Raw genomic sequence first — 17,898 nt, 5'->3', positions numbered from 1 at the left:
TGAGAACGCTCTAACGATCGTTGACTTCCACAGCGGTGCCGACCTTGGACAGCCGGCGCTCGCGCAGCCAGATGTAGAGGCCGCTGAGCACGATGATCGTCACGCCCAGAATGAACCACTGGTCCGGCGGTTGGTTGAAGATCAGCCAGCTGGCCAGCGAGAGGTAGATCAAGCTGAGATAGCTGAACGGCGCCAGCGTCGCCGGGCTGGCAAAGCGGTGCGCGACCGAATTGAGGAAGTGTCCGCCAAGCCCGGCCGCACCCATGATGAAAAAGGCGACCCAGGAAACCGGCTGGCTCGGCCAGGTCCAGTCGGTAAAGGCGATCGGCAGCAGCAGAATGACCGGCGTCGCCCCGGCATAGAATTGCTGGGTCTGGGCAGTGTCGACGCCGGCCAGCTTGCGCGTCAGGATCGAGAACAGCGCCAGGAAAAACGCACAGCCCAGGCTCAGCAGTGCCGCGGGCTGGAAGGCCTCGGTGCCCGGGCGCACGATCACCAGGATACCCAGGAATCCAACCCCGATCGCCAGCCAACGGCGCCAGCCGACCTGCTCGCCGAGCAGCGGACCGGACATGGCGCAGATCATCAGGGGCGAGGTGAACTGGATGGCGCTGGTGACCGTCAGCGGCAGATAGCGCATGGCGAGAAAATTCAGCCCCGTCGTCACCAGCAGGCAGGCGCCGCGCAGGATTTCCAGCTTCCAGTTATTACTGACGAACAGCCGGGAGCCGCTGACCGGCAGAAACAACAGCAGGAGCAGGATGAGGTGCATGCCATAGCGCATGAACACGATCTCGCCGGTCGGCAGGCCTTCGACGGAGAGCCATTTGGCCGAAATGTCGAGGATCAGCAGCACCAGTTGCGAGGCCAGCACCAGCATGATGCCGAGATTGGCGCGGCTTTCGATCGGGGATACGGCAGGCATGGGGGATTCCGGGCCGCAGGAACGCGGCTGGCCCACCGATGCCGGAGCATGGCGGGCAAGTCAACCGGCCTGGTATGGAAGTTATCCCCTGCCCGAGAACGGGCAGGAGGTCGCAGTTTGCTCTTAGACCACTTCGCTATTGGACTGAATCGACGGAGCCTTTCCCTTCTCCCCTGAGGGGAGAAGAGCCTGCCCCGGACTTGATCCGGGGTGGCGCGAAGCGCCGGATGAGGGGTTCACACTCGCGTTCTTGCCGAGAGGCCTTCACCCCTCACCCCATCCCTCTCCCCTGAGGGGAGAGGGGGCGATGGAGGCGATGGTTCAGTTTGAGGGTGAAATGCCCTAAAACGTCTCGGCTAGGTGCTGAACCCGCAGTGACCCGGCAAGATCGGCCGACGTCACGCTGGCCCCATGACGCGGGTGAAACACCAGTTCAGCCGGACGCCCGGGCAATAGGGTTACGGCATTGTCGGAGAAATAGCCCGGCACATCGACGCTGGCCGTGGCAAAGATCGCCGGCTTGTCGCTCTCAAGCGTCAGCACCGCCAGCCCGTTCCGATCCGACCAGCTTGACGCAATCGTCGCCGGAACCAGGTCATAGGCCTTGTAGGCCTTGGGGAAATAGTCATTGGCGCCGAGCACCTGGCCATGAGCATCCCGCCAGGTGAAATAGAGGAACTCGTCACCCGCAAGGTCCTGCATATCCACGGTCGCGGCGGCAATTGCCGCGTCGGGGCCGACCGCGGTATTGCCCGAAAACACGATCCTGTCGCCACCGCCAACCTTGACCGCCCTGACCTCCAGCGCCACGGCAACCGGCGCGCCGGTGTCGTTGATGGCCTTGAGCACGATTTCGTCGGGCATCTGCCCGGCCACCGGAATGCCGCGCGAATTGGTCTGGACTTCGCGCACCTGCGGCACGGCAACGACGTTGACCGGCAGGAAGAAGCGCTTGGCCATGTAGTGCATCAGCTTCCACTGCCCGCCATAGTCCAGGCTCGACCAGCTCGCCACCGGCCAAATGTCGTTGATCTGCCAATAGAGCGTGCCCATGCAACGCGGCTTGGTGGAGCGCCAGTATTCGATGGCGGTCTTGATCGCCAGGCCCTGCTGGATCTGGGAGAGGAACACCATCTGTTCGAAATCGCGCGGGAAGCGGAAATAGCGCGTCATGGTTTCGAGAATACGCGCATTGCCGCCATCATTGCGCTGGTGGTTCTCCATCACCGGCGAAGACGGGTTGCGGTCCTTGGGTTCGGCAAAGGTCTCGATGACATTCATCGAGGTGAAGGACTGGAAGCCGAATTCGGAGGCGAAGCGCGGATTGACGGTTCGATAAGCCTCAAAGCTCTTGGCCGAATGCCAGACATCCCAATAGTGCAGGTCGCCGCGCGTGTCGGAATGCCAGCCGTCGGAAAAGTCGAGATAGCCGAGCGAGGGTGACGACGGCCAGAAGCGGCGCGCCGGGTCTTCGTCCTCGACGATATTGCCCAGCATGGAGTTGAGGCGGTCATAGTTGGCGAGGTAGCGGCCCGGATCGGCCTTGGTCTCGGGATACCAGGATAGCGAGCCGATCACCTCGTTGTCGCCGCACCAGATGGCGATCGAGGCGTGGTGGCTGAGGCGGCGCACCTGCTGGGTGATTTCGGTGCGCACATTGTCGAGGAATTTTCGGTCGGAGGGGTAGCTCATGCAGGCGAACATGAAATCGTGCCAGATGAGAATGCCGAGCTCGTCACACATCTCGTAGAAGTAGTCGGGCTCGTACTGGCCGCCGCCCCAGATGCGCAGCATGTTCATATTGGCGGCCTTGGCGCTGTCCAGCAGGTCGCGAATGACCGCAGGCGTGACGCGCGAGGGAATGGCGTCTGCCGGGATCCAGTTGGCGCCCATCATGGTGATGTCGCGGCCATTGATGCGGCACTTGAAGCTGTGGTCGATCTCGTCCTTCTCGACGATCCATTCCAGCTTGCGCAGGCCGATCTTGCGGCTGGTGATCTCCCCTTCGAGATTGGTGACGAGCTCATAGAGCGGCTGTTCCCCCTGCCCGGTCGGCCACCAGATTTTCGGGTCGCGGATGGTCACATTGTGGGTCAGAAGGTTTTCACCTGCGACGACACGCACCTTGTCGGTGATCACCTGGTCGGCGATCCGGTGCTCGATTTCCACCTCGCCCTCGGCAAAGGCGAAGACGCGCGTGCGGATCGACAGCTCGACCGACTTTTCCCCATGCGCCTGCTCGACCTGCACGCTTTCCTGGCGCGCCAGCCGGCTGCGGCGCAGGCTCATCGTGCCATAAACGCCGATCGGCATGGTGCAGATGCCCCAGTCCCATCCGGCATGGCACGCGGCCTTGCGGATGAAATTCATGTGGATGCCCCTAAGACCATTGGTCTGATAGTTCTTGGTGAAGGGGATCGGGAACGGGTGCGCGTCGGCGCGGGCCTTGGCGACATCAGGCGCGATGTCGAATTCGATGCGCAGGCTGTTGGTGCCCTCATGCACCTTGCCGGTGACATCGATATCGTGGCGCACGAAACTGTTGTCGACCCGGGCGACCACATCCCCATTGAGAAAAATGGTGGCAATGCAATCCACCTCAGCCAGGGTCAGCGTCAGATAGCCCGCGACATCGTCCCGGCTCGCCTCGAAGCTGCGCTCCATGGTCCAGGCGGTTTCATTGACCCACATCACCTTCTTTTCGTTCTCGGCGAAGTAGGGATCGGGGATCACACCGGCGTCCAGCAGCGCCCCATGCACATCGCCGGGCAGTGTAATCTGCGTGGAGGTGCCCCGCGTGGGCGCAGTCAGGGCATAGGTGCCCGCCAGGGAAAAGGCGTTGCTGGTATTGGCAATGGTCATTGACGGGCTCCCTGCCCGCCGGCCGTTCAGCCACCGGACACAAAAATGCAATCGATTTCGATGGCTCCTTCTAGCGTGAAGACAGCCAAGTTCCAATGCCCCTGACAAATTCGTTCGGATTGTCGGCAAAGCGCCAATAAGCGCCCTATTTCAGGCAGTTGTGACGTTATTTTACCGTTGTATTAGGACTTTTCCCCATAGCTTCCGCATGAGGGGGCTTGAGGCATGTCTGTTGTCAGGCGCATCGCGGAGATTTCGTCTGGACCATCAGGCTCGCCTGAACTCGTCCTGGCGCAGTGGCGAGCCCTCAGCCGGCAGGTTCCGCTGCTCTATGGCATGCTCGTGTCCAATACGATCATTCTGGCCTGGACGCATTTCAATGTCGCGCCGTTCCACCTCACCGTCATCATCCCGGCTGTCCTGACCGTCCTTTGCCTCGTCCGCACGATCATGTGGTGGCGCAATCGCTACAATCTGATCATGCCGGACAAGGCGCGCAGGCAGTTGCGCGCGATGATCTGGATCGGGGCGGCCATGGCAATCAGCTTTACCTGCTGGAGTTTCGCCCTCTTCCCTTATGGCGATGCCTATCTGCAGTCGCAGATCGCCTTCTACATGGGCATTACCACCATCGGCTGCATGTTCTGTCTGATGCATGTGCGCCTGGCGGCGCTGGCCGTGGGCCTGTGTGTCATCGTTCCGTTCACCGCCTTTTTCGCGGCCTCAGGACAGGTGACGCTGATCGCGATCGCCATCAACATGATGCTGGTTATCGCGGCCCTGTTGGTTATCCTCTTGGGCAACAACAAGGATTTCGCCGCCCTTGTGGCTTCGCGTGGTGCCATCGCCCAACGCCAGATCGAAACGCAGCAACTCTCCGAAGAAAATCACCGCATCGCCAATCTGGATGCGCTGACGGGCCTGCCGAACCGCCGCAGCTTCGATCGGCAGCTTGCGCTGGCGCTGAAGGAAGCGGAAGCCAATGGTCACAGCATCGCCGTGGCCCTGCTCAATCTGGACCGGTTCAAGTCGGTCAACGAGATTTTCGGACAATTGTCCGGCAATCGCGTACTCGTTGAAGTCGCGCGGCGCATCGGCTCACTGCGGCGCCCGGACACCTTCGTCGCTCGCCTCGAGAACAACAGTTTCGCCCTCATCATGCAGGGCCCCGCCGATGATCGTGCCATGGCCCGGTGTGGCGCCATACTGTGCCAGTCCATGCGACAGACCTTTGATCTGCCGGACGGGGTGGTCCGCCTGTCGGCATCAGCAGGCTTTGCCGCATCGCGACCGGGCGACAGCGCCGAGTCCCTGTTTGACCGAGCCGACTATGCGACCTCGGTCGCCAAGCGGGAGAACCGCGGGCACACCACGGTTTTCGACCACAGCCATGAGCAGGACCTGGAAAAGGTTCGCCGCATGGAGCACCTGCTGCACACGGCCGATCTCGACCGCGAGATCTACATCCTGCTCCAACCCCAGTTTGACGTCGGCTCAGGCGTGACAACCGGCTTTGAGGTGCTGGCACGCTGGCGCAATCCCATCCTGGGCGAGGTGTCGCCGGCCGAGTTCATTCCACTGGCGGAACGGACGGGCCGGATCAACAGCATTACCCGGACCGTGCTGCGCCAGGCCGTTGCCGCCAGCCACAGCCTCGACAGGCCGCTGCGCCTCTCGGTCAACCTCTCGGCCAACGATATCGCCTCGACGACAGCCATCGATCAGATCGTCGACATCGTCGGCGCCGAACGCGGGCCTTGCCGCATCGATTTCGAGATCACTGAAACCTCGGTCATGCGCGACCTCAAGCAGGCCAACCAGTCCCTGCTGACCCTGCTGGGGCTTGGCTCGCGCATCGCCCTCGATGACTTCGGCACCGGCCATTCCAGCCTCACGCATGTGCAGAAGCTGCCGCTTCACCGCATCAAGATCGATCGGTCCTTCGTCATGGAAGTCACCAACGATCCGGCGAGCCGGGCCATCGTCAAGACCATGATCGATCTTTGCCGCAACCTCGGCATTTCCTGCGTCTTCGAGGGCGTGGAGACGACCGAGCAGTTGGAAGCCCTGGTCGCCCTGGGCGGACAGATCATGCAGGGATACCTGTTCGGCCGCCCGATGCGGCTCGAGTCGATCCCCGAATATCTGGAGCGCGAAAAGAGCCTGCGCCGGATTGAAAGCCGCGCCGCCGGTTAGATTGTCCGGGGCAGGACCAAAGTCCCGCCCCGTCTGGCCTTCAGGCCTTTGCATCCAGATCGAGGAAGCCGCCCGACTGGCGTTCCCAGAGCATGGCATAGTGCCCGCCCGAGGCGAGAAGCTGGGCGTGGCTCCCCTCTTCGACGATCCTGCCCTTTTCGAGCACCACGAGCCGGTCCATGGCCGCAATGGTCGACAGGCGATGGGCGATGGCTATCACCGTCTTGCCGGTCATCAGATGCGTCAATTGCTCCTGGATGGCCGCTTCGACCTCGGAATCGAGGGCCGAGGTGGCTTCGTCCAGCACCAGGATCGGCGCATTCTTGAGCAGGACCCGGGCGATGGCAACCCGCTGGCGCTGCCCGCCCGAGAGCTTGACTCCCCTTTCCCCGACATGGGCATCGTAGCCCATGCGCCCCTGCGGATCGGCCAGGCCCATGATCACGTCATGCACATTGGCCTGCTCGGCCGCCCGGATCATCTCGTCGTCGGTGGCATCGTGGCGCCCGTATTTGAGATTGTCGCGGACGGACCGGTGCAGCAATGACGTGTCCTGGCTGACCAGCCCGATGGCGGCGCGCAGGCTTTCCTGCGTCACCGAACGGACATCGCGCCCGTCGATCCGGATCGAGCCTTCCTGCACATCGAACATGCGCAGGGCGAGGTTCACCAACGTCGACTTGCCCGAGCCCGACCGGCCAACCAGCCCGATCTTCTCGCCGGGCCTGATCGACAGGCTGAACCCATCGATCACCGCCCCGTCCTTGCCGCGCCAGTAGTTGAAGGTGACATTGTCGTAGTCCAGCCCGCCGGCCTCTACCGATAGGGGTTCGGCTTCGGGCGCATCCAGCATGGTCAGGGGCTGGGCGATGGTCTCCATGGAATCGCGCGTGGTGCCGACCTGGCGGAAGATGTTGGAGCCGATTTCGAGGATCCAGCCGCTCATATTCATGATCTGCAGCGCAAACGGGATCGCCGTCGCCACTGCCGCCGCGCTCAGCACGCCCTGGTTCCAGCCGGCCAGCGCCAGCCAGGTCACCGAAACCACCAGCCCCGCATTGAGCAGGAACAGGATGGACCACATGTATGTGAAGACCCGCATGAGTTTGCGGAACTCGACGGCATGTTCCATGACGCTGTCGGCGACATAGCGGTCTTCATGCCCGCCGGTGGCGAAGGTCTTGATGGTCTGGATATTGGTATAGCTGTCCACGATCCGGCCGGTCATCACCGACTTGGCCTCCGAGAGCGTCTCGGAGTAGCGGGCGATGAGCGGCATGGTGATGGTGAACAGGATCGCATAGAGCAGCAGCCACACCCCGATCGGCACCAGCAGCACCGGATCGAGCTGGGCCAGCACGACCACCGCCACCACCACGAAGACCAAGGCATACCAGGCGGCATCGATGGTGAGGTTGACCCCGATCTCGATGGCTTCACCGGCCTGGATGACCTTATTGGCAACGCGCCCGGCAAAGTCGTTCTGGAAGAATGTCCAGCTCTGCCGGATGACGTGCCAATGGCTCTGCCAGCGGATCAGGTCCACCAGATTGGGGACGATGCCATGATTGCGGATCAGGGTATCCATGAGGAAGGTCAGCGGGCGCACCAGCACCACGACGACGATCATCCACAGAAGGGTCTGGCTGTGCTGGTCGAAAATCTCGCCGGGATTGGTGGTGGCCAGCATGCCCACGACCAGGCCGACGAATACCGGCATCAGCGCATCGGCGACCGAGCCGATGGCCACAAGCACGATCCGGGCGGCGAAGGCGAGCCGGAACTGGCCGATAAAATATGAAACGAAGGCTTTGAGACCCATGGGCGGCTGGCGGTTTTCGGCCAGGGCCACGGGTGAATAGAGAGTGTCGAAATAGTCGACGACGCGGTTGAACATTTGTTCTGCTCTTGTTTGAGCCGCGCCTGACGCAGAAATTTATCCGGTCAGGTTCGGTATCGATCCGATTTGGCTTGGGTGATGGCGGTCATGCCCACAGCGGGATGGCGATTGCGTCGGCTGGTAATGATGTCACCCATTTGGGTTCTCCTCTGGTTGATGGGGCTGGCGCCCCGGAAATTCTTCCTTCTCCCCTTGTGGGAGAAGGTGGATCGGCCGCAGGCCGAGACGGATGAGGGGTATGCCCCCTATGTTCAGATGTCAGATGAGAGATTGCGCCCCCTCATCCGCCCTTCGGGCACCTTCTCCCACAAGGGGAGAAGATAGGAAAAGCTACTGCGCCGCTTCCTCCGGCTCGTCCAGGTCCAGGAACCCGCCGGATTGGCGCGCCCAGAGCTGGCTGTAGATGCCGCCGCTGTCGACCAGCTGCGCGTGGGTGCCCTGCTCGACGATGCGGCCCTTGTCCAGCACCACCAGCCTGTCCATCATGGCAATGGTCGAGAGCCGGTGGGCAATGGCAATCACCGTCTTGCCCTGCATCAGCATCTGCAACTGCCCCTGGATGGCGGCTTCAACCTCGGAGTCGAGGGCCGAAGTCGCCTCGTCCAGCACCAGGATCGGCGCATTCTTGAGCAGCACACGGGCAATGGCGATGCGCTGGCGCTGACCACCGCTGAGCTTCACCCCGCGTTCGCCCACATGGGCATCGTAGCCCTTGCGGCCCTGCGGGTCGGTCAGGGTATCGATGAAGTCGGCGGCCTCCGCCTGCTCGGCGGCGCTGCGCATCATCTCTTCGGTGGCGTCGGGACGCCCGTAGAGAATATTCTCGCGCACCGAGCGATGCAGGAGAGACGTATCCTGCGTGACGACGCCGATATTGGCGCGCAGGCTGTCCTGCGTCACCCCGGCAATGTCATGGCCGTCGATCAGCACGCGGCCCTCGGCGCGGTCGTAGAAGCGCAGCAACAGGTTGACGATGGTCGACTTGCCGGCGCCCGAGCGCCCGACGAGACCGATTTTTTCGCCGGGACGCACATGCAGGTTCAGCCCATCGATCACGCCGGACGTCTTGCCGTAGTGGAAGGCGATGTTGTCGAACTTGATGTCGCCATTGACCGCCGGCAGCACTTCGGCGCCCGGTTCATCGGAAACGACGCGGGGCAGCGAGATGGAGTTGATGCCGTCCTTGACCGTGCCGATATTTTCGAACAGCGAGGACATCTCCCACATGACCCACTGGCTCATGCCCTGGAAGCGCATGACCAGGCCCAGCGATACCGCCAGCGTGCCCGGCGTCATCGCCCCGCCCATCCACAGCCAGATGCCCACGGCACCCACCGAGAACAGCAAGAGCGCATTGGTCCACAACACCAGCGTGTTGAGCACGGTGAACAGCCGCATCTGCCGATAGACCGTGTCGAGGAAGCCATCCATGGCCTCCTTGGCATAGGTCTCTTCGCGGTTGGAATGGCTGAAGAGCTTGACGGTGGCGATGTTGGTATAACTGTCCACGATGCGCCCGGTCATCATCGAGCGCGCGTCGGCCTGCGCCTGGGAAATCTTGCCCATGCGCGGGATGAAATAGACCATCATCGAGATATAGGCGGCGAGCCACACCAGGAATGGAATGGCCAGGCGCCAGTCGGCCGAAGCGGCCAGTACCACCGCGCCGGTAAAATAGACGACGACATAGACCAGCATGTCGAGCAGCTTCATCACCACTTCGCGCACGGCGAGCGATGTCTGCATCAGCTTGGCGCCAATGCGGCCGGCAAACTCGTCCTGGAAATAGCTCATCGACTGGCGGATGAGATAGCGATGGGCCATCCAGCGGATGCGCTGCGGAAAATTGCCCAGCAGCGTCTGGTGCATGGTCAGGGTGGAAATCAGCGTGACCGCAGGCAGCAGGAACACGATCATCGCGCCCATCAGGGCCAGCTTCCAGCCGTCGGTTTCAAGGAAGGTCTGCGGGTCGGCGGCAGCCAGCCAGTTCACCACATCACCGATAAACCCGAAGACGATGATTTCGCCAATGGCGACCAGCGCCGCAGAAACGGCCATCAGGGCCAGCCAGCGCTTGGCCCCATGGCTATAGTGCAGACAAAAATCCAGAAGGCCCTTGGGCGGCTCGACGGGGTCACCCTTCGGATATGGATCGAGCCGGGATTCAAACCAGCGCAGCATAGTTCAAGACCACTTCATGACAGCGTTTTCGAGTCGAATGGCCGACAGCCTTGCAACCTCAACCGCGGTTGAGGTCAAGGCAAAGTTGGCCGACGGCGCGAACCCGTGCGGAAATTCTGGAACCACCGCTCATGTCGCCCATTTGGCGCAGAGGAACGGCGTGCAGACAGCAGCATAGCGTCTCCTCCCCAATCCCGTCTCAATTGACGGCAATGAGTCACGCTATGCAGCCGAGAGCCGCATAGGATACACGAGAACGACGAATCGTCTGTGACTGGACAGACACAGGCGAACAGACTTTTTGCGATTGAGCCCCTCGGCTTGACCGGCACTTGCTTCCACGGTGGTGACCCATGCCAGGCCTCCGGAACAGGTGCCATTTCCGGAGAAACGAACTTTCATGCGCACCGACACCGAACAGACCATCTATCTCAAGGACTATGCGCCGACCCCGTACCGGATCGTGTCAGTAGAGCTCGATTTCAAGATTCTCGAAGATGCGACCCGCGTGCGGGCGCAACTGACCATCGAGCCCCGTGGCGAGACGGCGCCGGGCACCCCGCTCGTGCTCGACGGCGATGAACTCAAGCTCGACAGCATTGCCATTGATGGCGCGCCCCTGGTGCTTTCGGCCTATGTGGCGGACGCGAACAGCCTGACCGTCGCCGAGCCGCCGCACCGCCGCTTCGTGCTCGAAACCGAAGTGCTGCTCAATCCGGCGTCGAACACCAAGCTCATGGGTCTTTATCGCTCCAGCGGCACCTGGTGCACCCAATGCGAGCCGGAAGGGTTCCGGCGCATCACCTATTATCTCGACCGCCCCGACATTCTGGCGCCGTTCAAGGTGCGCATGTCGGCACCGCGCACCCTGGCGCCGATCCTGCTCGCCAACGGCAATCCGGTCGATAGCGGCACCCTGCCCGACGACATGCACTATGCCGTTTGGGACGACCCCTTCCCCAAGCCGGCCTATCTCTTTGCACTTGTCGCGGGCGATCTGGGGTCGATCACCGACAGTTTTGCCACCATGAGCGGCCGCAAGGTCGACCTCGGCATTTACTGCACCCATGGCAAGGAAGACGAGTGTCACTATGCCATGGACAGCCTCAAACGCTCTATGGCCTGGGACGAAAAGCGCTTCGGGCGCGAGTATGACCTCGATGTCTTCAACATCGTCGCAGTGTCCGATTTCAATTTCGGGGCGATGGAGAACAAGGGTCTCAACATCTTCAATGACAAGCTGGTCTTTGCCCGGCCGGAGACCGCCACCGACACCAATTATCATTCCATCGAGCGGGTCATCGCCCACGAATATTTCCACAACTGGACCGGCAACCGCATCACCTGCCGGGACTGGTTCCAGCTCTGCCTCAAGGAGGGCCTGACGGTCTTCCGCGACCAGGAGTTTTCCAGCGATGAACGCAGCCGGCCGGTGCAGCGCATCCATGACGTGCAGAACCTGCGGGGCAGCCAGTTTCCCGAGGACGGCGGCCCCCTGGCGCATCCGCCGCGGCCGGATCGCTACCGCGAGATCAACAACTTCTATACGACCACGGTCTACGAGAAGGGCGCCGAGGTCGTGCGCATGTTGCTAACCCTCTTGGGCGAAGCCGGGTTCCGCAAGGGCATGGACCTCTATTTCGAGCGGCATGACGGCGAAGCCACGACCATCGAAGCCTTTGTCAAAGTGTTCGAGGACGCCACAGGCACCGATCTTGGTCAGTTCATCACCTGGTATCTGCAGGCGGGCACACCCCAGGTCAGCGTCGAGGACGCCTATGACGCCGGCAGCCAGACCTATACCCTCACCCTGCGCCAAAAGGTCGACCCCACGCCCAACCAGGCGGAAAAGCAGCCCCTGCTGATCCCGGTGCGGTTCGGGCTGATCGGCCCCAATGGCAGCCCCATGGGCTGGAGCGGCGTGGAAGGCGGCGTGGTGCGCGACGACCTGATCCTGCTCGACAAGGAAAGCGTCACGCTGACCTTTTCGGGCGTCGCCAACCGTCCGGTGCCCTCGCTGTTCCGCGGTTTCTCGGCACCGGTCAAGGTCAATTCCAGCCTGTCGCAGGAGGACCTGCTGTTCCTCGCCGGCAATGACAGCGACCCATTCAACCGCTGGGACGCCCTGCAGACGGTCTCCACCCGGCTCATCGCCGACGCCGCGCGCGGCCAGCACTGGAAAGACGCAGAAGCCGACGCGCTGCGCTCCGCACTTGTGGACACACTCGACAGCCCCGACCTCGACGATGCCTTCAAGGCTCTGGCGATCGATATCCCAACCGAATCCGTGGTTGGGCGCTTTATTGGCCAGGACGTCGATCCCGACGCCATCGCGCGATCGCGCAAGGGGTTGATCGAAGCCCTGGTCGGACCCATCGCCGAAGACCTCGCAGCCCGCTACAAGGGGCTCGCGATCACCGCGCCCTACAGCCCCGACGCCGCGCAGGCCGGACGGCGATCCCTGCGCAATGGGCTGCTGTCGCTGCTCACCGCCGGGTCGGAAGCCGGGGCGGCGCTGGCCACTTCGCAATATACCGCCGCCACCAACATGACCGAGCGCTATGCGGCACTTGCCATCTCGGCGCGCAACTGGACCCATTCGGCCCAGGCCGTGCTGGGCGATTTCCGCACCCTGCATGCCGCCGATCCGCTGGTCTTTGACAAGTGGCTCACCGCATCCGCGCAGGCGCCTGACGATGGGGTGATCGAGCGCATGGCTGCGACACTGGCAGCGCCGGATTTTCCGCGCACCAATCCCAATCGGTTGCGATCGCTGTTGGGCAGCTTCGTCATGACCAATCCGGTGCAGTTTGCCCGCGCCGACGGCGCCGGCTTCCGGTTTGTCACCGAAGCGGTGGCCGAGATCGACAAGGTCAACCCGCAAGTGGCCTCGCGCATCCTCACCGGCTTCCGTATTCTGCCCATGCTGGAAAGCGGCAGGCGGGAGGCAGGACGGGCTACCCTCGAGGCACTCAAGGCCCAGGGCAATCTCAGCCGCAATGTCGGGGAAATCCTCGACCGCATCCTGGCCGGCTGACACGAAATGGGGAAGCGCCTGGCGTTTCCCCACCCCTCGCGCAAAGGATAACAATGCGCTAGCCGCAAGCAACCAAATGCGGCTCGCCCAGGCCGCGCGGAGGGCCCAATTTTTTGGAAGAATTTTTCTTCACCGCTAAGTGATTCAAGCGACTCTGCTTTTTCCATTCCGCCCGGAAATGGCCCGATCCGAGGTCTGGACAACGCCCCCGAAGCTGATTCATACCTTGTTAAGAAGCCGGTTGGTTTGGGGCTAACCTATTTTGATCACGGAGAATTTCATGCGGCCGTCGGAGGCATCCGGCGCCGGAGCGGCACGATTCCGCCTCGGCAATGGACACAGCAATGGCCGCCGCCGCTCCCCCATCACCATGGCGGTCGCCGCGACCGCATTCTTCGCCGCCGGGCTGTTCATCGTCCACGACATCACCCGCAGCTTTGCCGAAACCCAGCGAGAACTCGGCGTCATCGGCACCGCGATTGCCGCGCAAATTCTTGATAAGTCTCCTGAAATGGCTCGCGCCACGCTCGACACCACCATCGGCCGCTTCGGCGCCATCAGCCGGGTGGATGTGATCGAAGGCGTCGAGCGCACCACCCAGCCCCTGAGCTACATGGTTCCCGCCGGAACCCATGGGGCCCTGTCGGTAGAGGCCGAAGAGGGTGCCTTCATCGCCGGAATAGCCGGCCGCGGCGGGCTTGCCCTGGCCCTCGCAGGCCTTGTCACCATCCTCTCATCCCGACGCCGGGTTGCCGACATGCCTGACCCGGTGCAGCGCTACAATTACGGCCAGCTGGCCTCGGCCATTCCCATGGGCATTGCCTGCTGGACCAAGGCCGGCCAGTTGATCGTCTGCAACGACCGCTATCGTGACCGCCTCGACCTGGCCGAGCGCGACGTGACCTATCATCAGGCCGTGGCCCGGCTGGTGGCCGGTGGCTACATGAAACTGGTGCGGGATGGCGATGACAGCCGGCTATTGGAACTTCATCGGGAAGACGGCTCGTGCCTCCTGATCGATGAGCGTCCGCTGGACGACGGCACCTTCATGACGCTGGTGTCGGACGTTACCGAACGCAAGCGCACCGATGCGCTTCTCGACACCATCCGCGAAGACCAGCGCCAACTGGCGCGCCGGTATCACGAGGAAAAGCTCAAGGCAGAGGCCGCGAGCCGCGCCAAGACCAACTTCCTCGCCCATCTCAGCCACGACATCCGCACTCCACTCAACCACATCATTGGCTTTGCCGAGTTGATGAAGCACGAAGCTTATGGCCCGCTCGGCAATGCGCGCTATGCCGAATACGTGCAGACGATCAAGGATTCCGGCGAGCACCTGCTCGATTCTTTCGCGACCATTCTGGACCTCGCAGAGCTTGAAAGCGGCCAGAAGCCGCTGCGCCAGGACCCGGTATCCGTCGACACCATTCTGGACGACGTCGCGCGGCGTTTTGCGCCGCAAATGGCCCGGGCGGGCATCCGGCTTGATCGCGGCGTGCCATGCCCCGCCGTGCTCATCGGCGACCGCCTCGGCCTCAATCGCATGGTCGACAATGTGGTGGAGAACGCCGTTCGCTTCACCCCGCATGGCGGCACGATCAGCCTCAAAGGCTTTGCCGCGGACGATGGTGTCGTCATCGAGGTGACCGATACGGGGATCGGCATGAACGAGGAACGCCTGACCAGCCTCAGCCAACCCTTTGCCCTGGGCGACGCCACCTTTACGCGGGAAGGCGTGGGGCCGGGCCTTGGAATTTCCATCTCCCGAGCACTGGCTGAACTGAGCGGGGGCAATATGGCCATCGATTCAAGCCCCAGCGTCGGCACCACCGTGGCTTTCTCCCTGCCCCTGGCCCGGGATCGCGCGGCAGAAGCGGCCTGAAGCAAGCGTTCTTCTTCTACCTTACAGACCCTTCGCCTTGTTGTACCAGGCGTCCGCGGCCTCACGGACCTCACCCATCATCTGCGTGATGTCCAGTTCCAGCCGGCCAAAATCGGGATAGTGGCAAAGCTGCGCCAAGAGGTCCTTGAAGGCCGGGCTCCAGGCTTCCTGTTTGAACGGGCTGACCAGCGCCGAACTCATCACCTGCAGCACGGCCGCATAGGTGTCGTGAATTTCGGCCAGCCGCTGCCCCTGGGGCACCAGCCCCGTTTCGCCGAGCCGCGCCAGGACACGGGCGGTCGGTGCCTGCGGCAAGGCGACGGTCGCACCGGCGACGAGTTGCGCCGATTGCGCAATGAATTCGAGATCCACCAACCCGCCATCGGCCAGCTTGAGGTCAAAGGGGTGGCGCGGCTTGCGCTCCTTGGCCATCAGGGCCCGCATCGACACCACGTCGTCTATGGTCTTTTCGGCATCGCGCGGCCGGTCCATGACCTCGGCGATCTCGGCATCGACAACGGCTTTTAGCCCACCGGTTGCCGCGACCACGCGCGCACGGCTGAGGGCGAGGTGCTCCCAGGTCCAGGCATTGTCCTTGTGATAGGCCCGAAACCCGGCGATGCTGGTTGCAAGCGGCCCGGCATTGCCGGACGGGCGCAGGCGCATGTCGGCTTCATAGAGCACCCCTTCCGCCGTGGGCGCGGAAATCGCCGCAACGAGGCGCTGGGTCAGCCGGGCGAAATAGTGCGGCGGCGCCAGTGAACGCTCCCCGTCAGACTCCTGATCCGGCGCGTCGTAAAGCAGGATGAAGTCGAGATCGGAGGTAAAGGTCATCTCGCCGCTGGCCATCTTGCCGAAGGCCAGGAGCGCGGTCTCCGCCCCCTCGATGCGGCCGTGGCGAAAGGCAAATTCGTCCTGGACGCGGGCAAAGAGCCTGGCCAGCAGCGTCTCTGCCAAGGCAGTGAACTGCTCTCCGGCGCCCGCCGCGCTGACCGTGCCGGACAGCAGCCCCGCGGCGACCAGGAACTTCTGTTCCTGCCCGATGATGCGGGCGCGGTCGATCATGTCTTCGTAGGATCGGGCATCGGCGAGGAAGGCATCCACCTTGGCCACGAGCACGTCGCGGTGCGTGACATCATCGGCGAAAGCCGGATCGATGAGCCCATCGACCACATGGGCGCGATGAATGACCGCCTCGGCCATGCGCGGCGCCGAGGCCATGAACTGCACCAGCAGGGTGCGCAATTGCGCGTGGTTGCGCAGCAGGGCGAAAAGCTGAACGCCGGTCGGCAGGCGGGAGAGAAAATTGTCGAACCGCGCCAGGGCCTCGTCGGCATTGCCGGCCCGGCCCAAGGTGGCGAGAAGCGCAGGCAGCAGTTCGGTGAGGTGCGCGCGGGCGGCGGAGGCGCGGGTAGCGGCATAACTGCCATAGTGCCATTTGCGTACCGTTTCGATGGCCTTGTGGGCATCGGCAAAGCCCATGCCCGTCAGGGTTTCGAGCGTGCCCGGGTCATCGTCGCTGCCGGTAAAGACCAGGTTGCCCTGATCGGTGCCGAGCGTCTCGCCCTCGGTGAACAATTCCGAATAATAGCGCGCCACCCGCTCGAGTGCTGCGCGATAGCTGGCCTCGAACGCAGCCAGATCCGGCTCGCCCAGCAGCCGGCCGATGACGGCAACGTCTTCGGCCGTATCGGGCATGATGTGGGTCTGCTCGTCCCGCAGCATCTGCAGGCGGTTTTCCACCGCGCGCAGATACCAATAGGTCTCGGTCAGTTCGCGCGCTGTCTTGGGAGAAATCCAGTTCGCTTCCGCAAGAGCCGCCAGCGCCTTGGAAGTCGGGCGCACCCGCAGGCTCTTGTCGCGGCCGCCGGCGATCAATTGCTGGGTCTGGGCGAAGAACTCGATCTCACGAATGCCCCCGCGCCCGAGCTTTACATTGTGACCCTCGACCCGGATGGCGCCGACCTTCTTGGACACATTGATCTGACGCTTCATCGCCTGGATATCGGCGATGGTGGCGAAGTCGAGATGCTTGCGCCAGACATAGGGTGCCAGTTCCTTGAGAAACGCCTCCCCGACGCCCTTGTCACCGGCGCAGGGGCGCGATTTGATCCAGGCCGCACGCTCCCAGTTCTGGCCTCGCACCTCGTAATAGGCCAGGGCGGCATCCACGGAGAGCGCGACCGGCGTACTGCCCGGATCGGGCCGCAGGCGCAGGTCCGTGCGGAAGACATAGCCGCCATATTGGCGGTCCTCCATCAGGCCCACCAGTTTCTGAACCATGCGGGAATAGATTTTCGTCGCCTCGTCGGGATCCTTGAGGACCGGCTTCTGCGGATCAAAGAAGGCGACGATATCGATGTCGGACGAGTAGTTGAGCTCCTGGCCGCCATGCTTACCCAGGGCAAACAGAGCCAGCCCGGAATTGGCCGCGCGGGCGCCATCTGGGTCAAGCAATTGCCCCTTGGCGGCGGCCTGGCGCATGAGCAGGTCAAGGCAGGCTTCGAGGGCGGCATCCGCGAGATCGGACAGGGCCTCGGTTGCGCGCGCGGTGGTCCAGGCGCCACCGGTCTCGGCAACCGCGGCGAGCAGCGCCGTCCTGCCCTTGGCTTGCCGCAGGGCCTGGGCAAGATCGGCTTCCTCGGCCGTCCTGCCGGCTTCTGAAACGCCGCTCAGAAGGGCATCAAAGGCGGTGTCTGCATCCGCCGTAAGGGCAGCCGCCAGCCACCCGGAATGCGCCTCGGCCAGTTCCAGCAGATAGGGCGCCGCCTCCAGCAGGGGGCCGAGCAGGCCGGCCTGCGCCGCGATGGCATTGGCCTCTTCAGCAGGCAAGGCGGCCAGCATCGCATCGAAGCGGGGATGATCTGCGGAAGGCAGGGCGGTCAGGGACATGCTCATTTTTCAGGCATAGCTTG

8 protein-coding genes are annotated in these 17,898 nt (G+C 63.0%); 3 read left to right on the top strand and 5 right to left on the bottom strand.

The window, feature by feature from the left end; genetic code table 11:
- Nucleotides 1-10 precede the first annotated feature (10 nt).
- Nucleotides 11-925 (bottom strand): DMT family transporter, encoded by a 915-nt coding sequence (locus KIT02_RS00335; RefSeq protein WP_297580779.1) that lies wholly within the window; start codon nt 923-925, stop codon nt 11-13.
- Nucleotides 926-1,267: 342 nt separating this feature from the next.
- The gene (locus KIT02_RS00330; RefSeq protein WP_297580777.1) at nt 1,268-3,787 is read right to left on the bottom strand and encodes a glycoside hydrolase family 2 protein; all 2,520 of its coding nucleotides are present in this window, start codon (nt 3,785-3,787) and stop codon (nt 1,268-1,270) included.
- 225 nt (nt 3,788-4,012) lie between these two features.
- On the opposite strand from KIT02_RS00330, the gene KIT02_RS00325 reads away from it, so the two are divergent.
- Nucleotides 4,013-5,983 carry an EAL domain-containing protein gene (locus tag KIT02_RS00325; RefSeq protein WP_297580775.1) on the top strand — a complete coding sequence of 657 codons (1,971 nt, stop codon included), beginning with the start codon at nt 4,013-4,015 and terminating at the stop codon, nt 5,981-5,983.
- Between the two features lie 40 nt (nt 5,984-6,023).
- Here the strand turns inward: KIT02_RS00325 and KIT02_RS00320 are convergent, their stop codons facing one another.
- A complete protein-coding gene (locus KIT02_RS00320) occupies nt 6,024-7,880 on the bottom strand; it encodes an ABC transporter ATP-binding protein (protein ID WP_297580773.1) in 1,857 nt (618 codons plus the stop codon).
- Nucleotides 7,881-8,213: 333 nt separating this feature from the next.
- Nucleotides 8,214-10,064 carry an ABC transporter ATP-binding protein gene (locus tag KIT02_RS00315; RefSeq protein WP_297580771.1) on the bottom strand — a complete coding sequence of 617 codons (1,851 nt, stop codon included), beginning with the start codon at nt 10,062-10,064 and terminating at the stop codon, nt 8,214-8,216.
- Nucleotides 10,065-10,464: 400 nt separating this feature from the next.
- Between KIT02_RS00315 and pepN the strand changes: the two genes are divergently transcribed.
- Nucleotides 10,465-13,101 (top strand): aminopeptidase N, encoded by a 2,637-nt coding sequence (gene pepN / locus KIT02_RS00310; protein ID WP_297580769.1) that lies wholly within the window; start codon nt 10,465-10,467, stop codon nt 13,099-13,101.
- Nucleotides 13,102-13,381: 280 nt separating this feature from the next.
- On the top strand, nt 13,382-14,983 hold the full coding sequence (locus KIT02_RS00305; protein ID WP_297580767.1) for a PAS domain-containing sensor histidine kinase: 1,602 nt from the start codon (nt 13,382-13,384) through the stop codon (nt 14,981-14,983).
- 21 nt (nt 14,984-15,004) lie between these two features.
- Here the strand turns inward: KIT02_RS00305 and KIT02_RS00300 are convergent, their stop codons facing one another.
- Nucleotides 15,005-17,875, bottom strand: coding sequence for a bifunctional [glutamine synthetase] adenylyltransferase/[glutamine synthetase]-adenylyl-L-tyrosine phosphorylase (locus KIT02_RS00300; RefSeq protein WP_297580765.1), 2,871 nt, complete (start codon nt 17,873-17,875; stop codon nt 15,005-15,007).
- Nucleotides 17,876-17,898 lie beyond the last annotated feature (23 nt).

Origin of the sequence: Devosia sp. (assembly GCF_025809055.1) — a bacterium.
In the GTDB taxonomy this organism is placed as follows: Bacteria; Pseudomonadota; Alphaproteobacteria; order Rhizobiales; family Devosiaceae; genus Devosia.
This window is presented reverse-complemented; position numbering and strand designations above follow the sequence as displayed.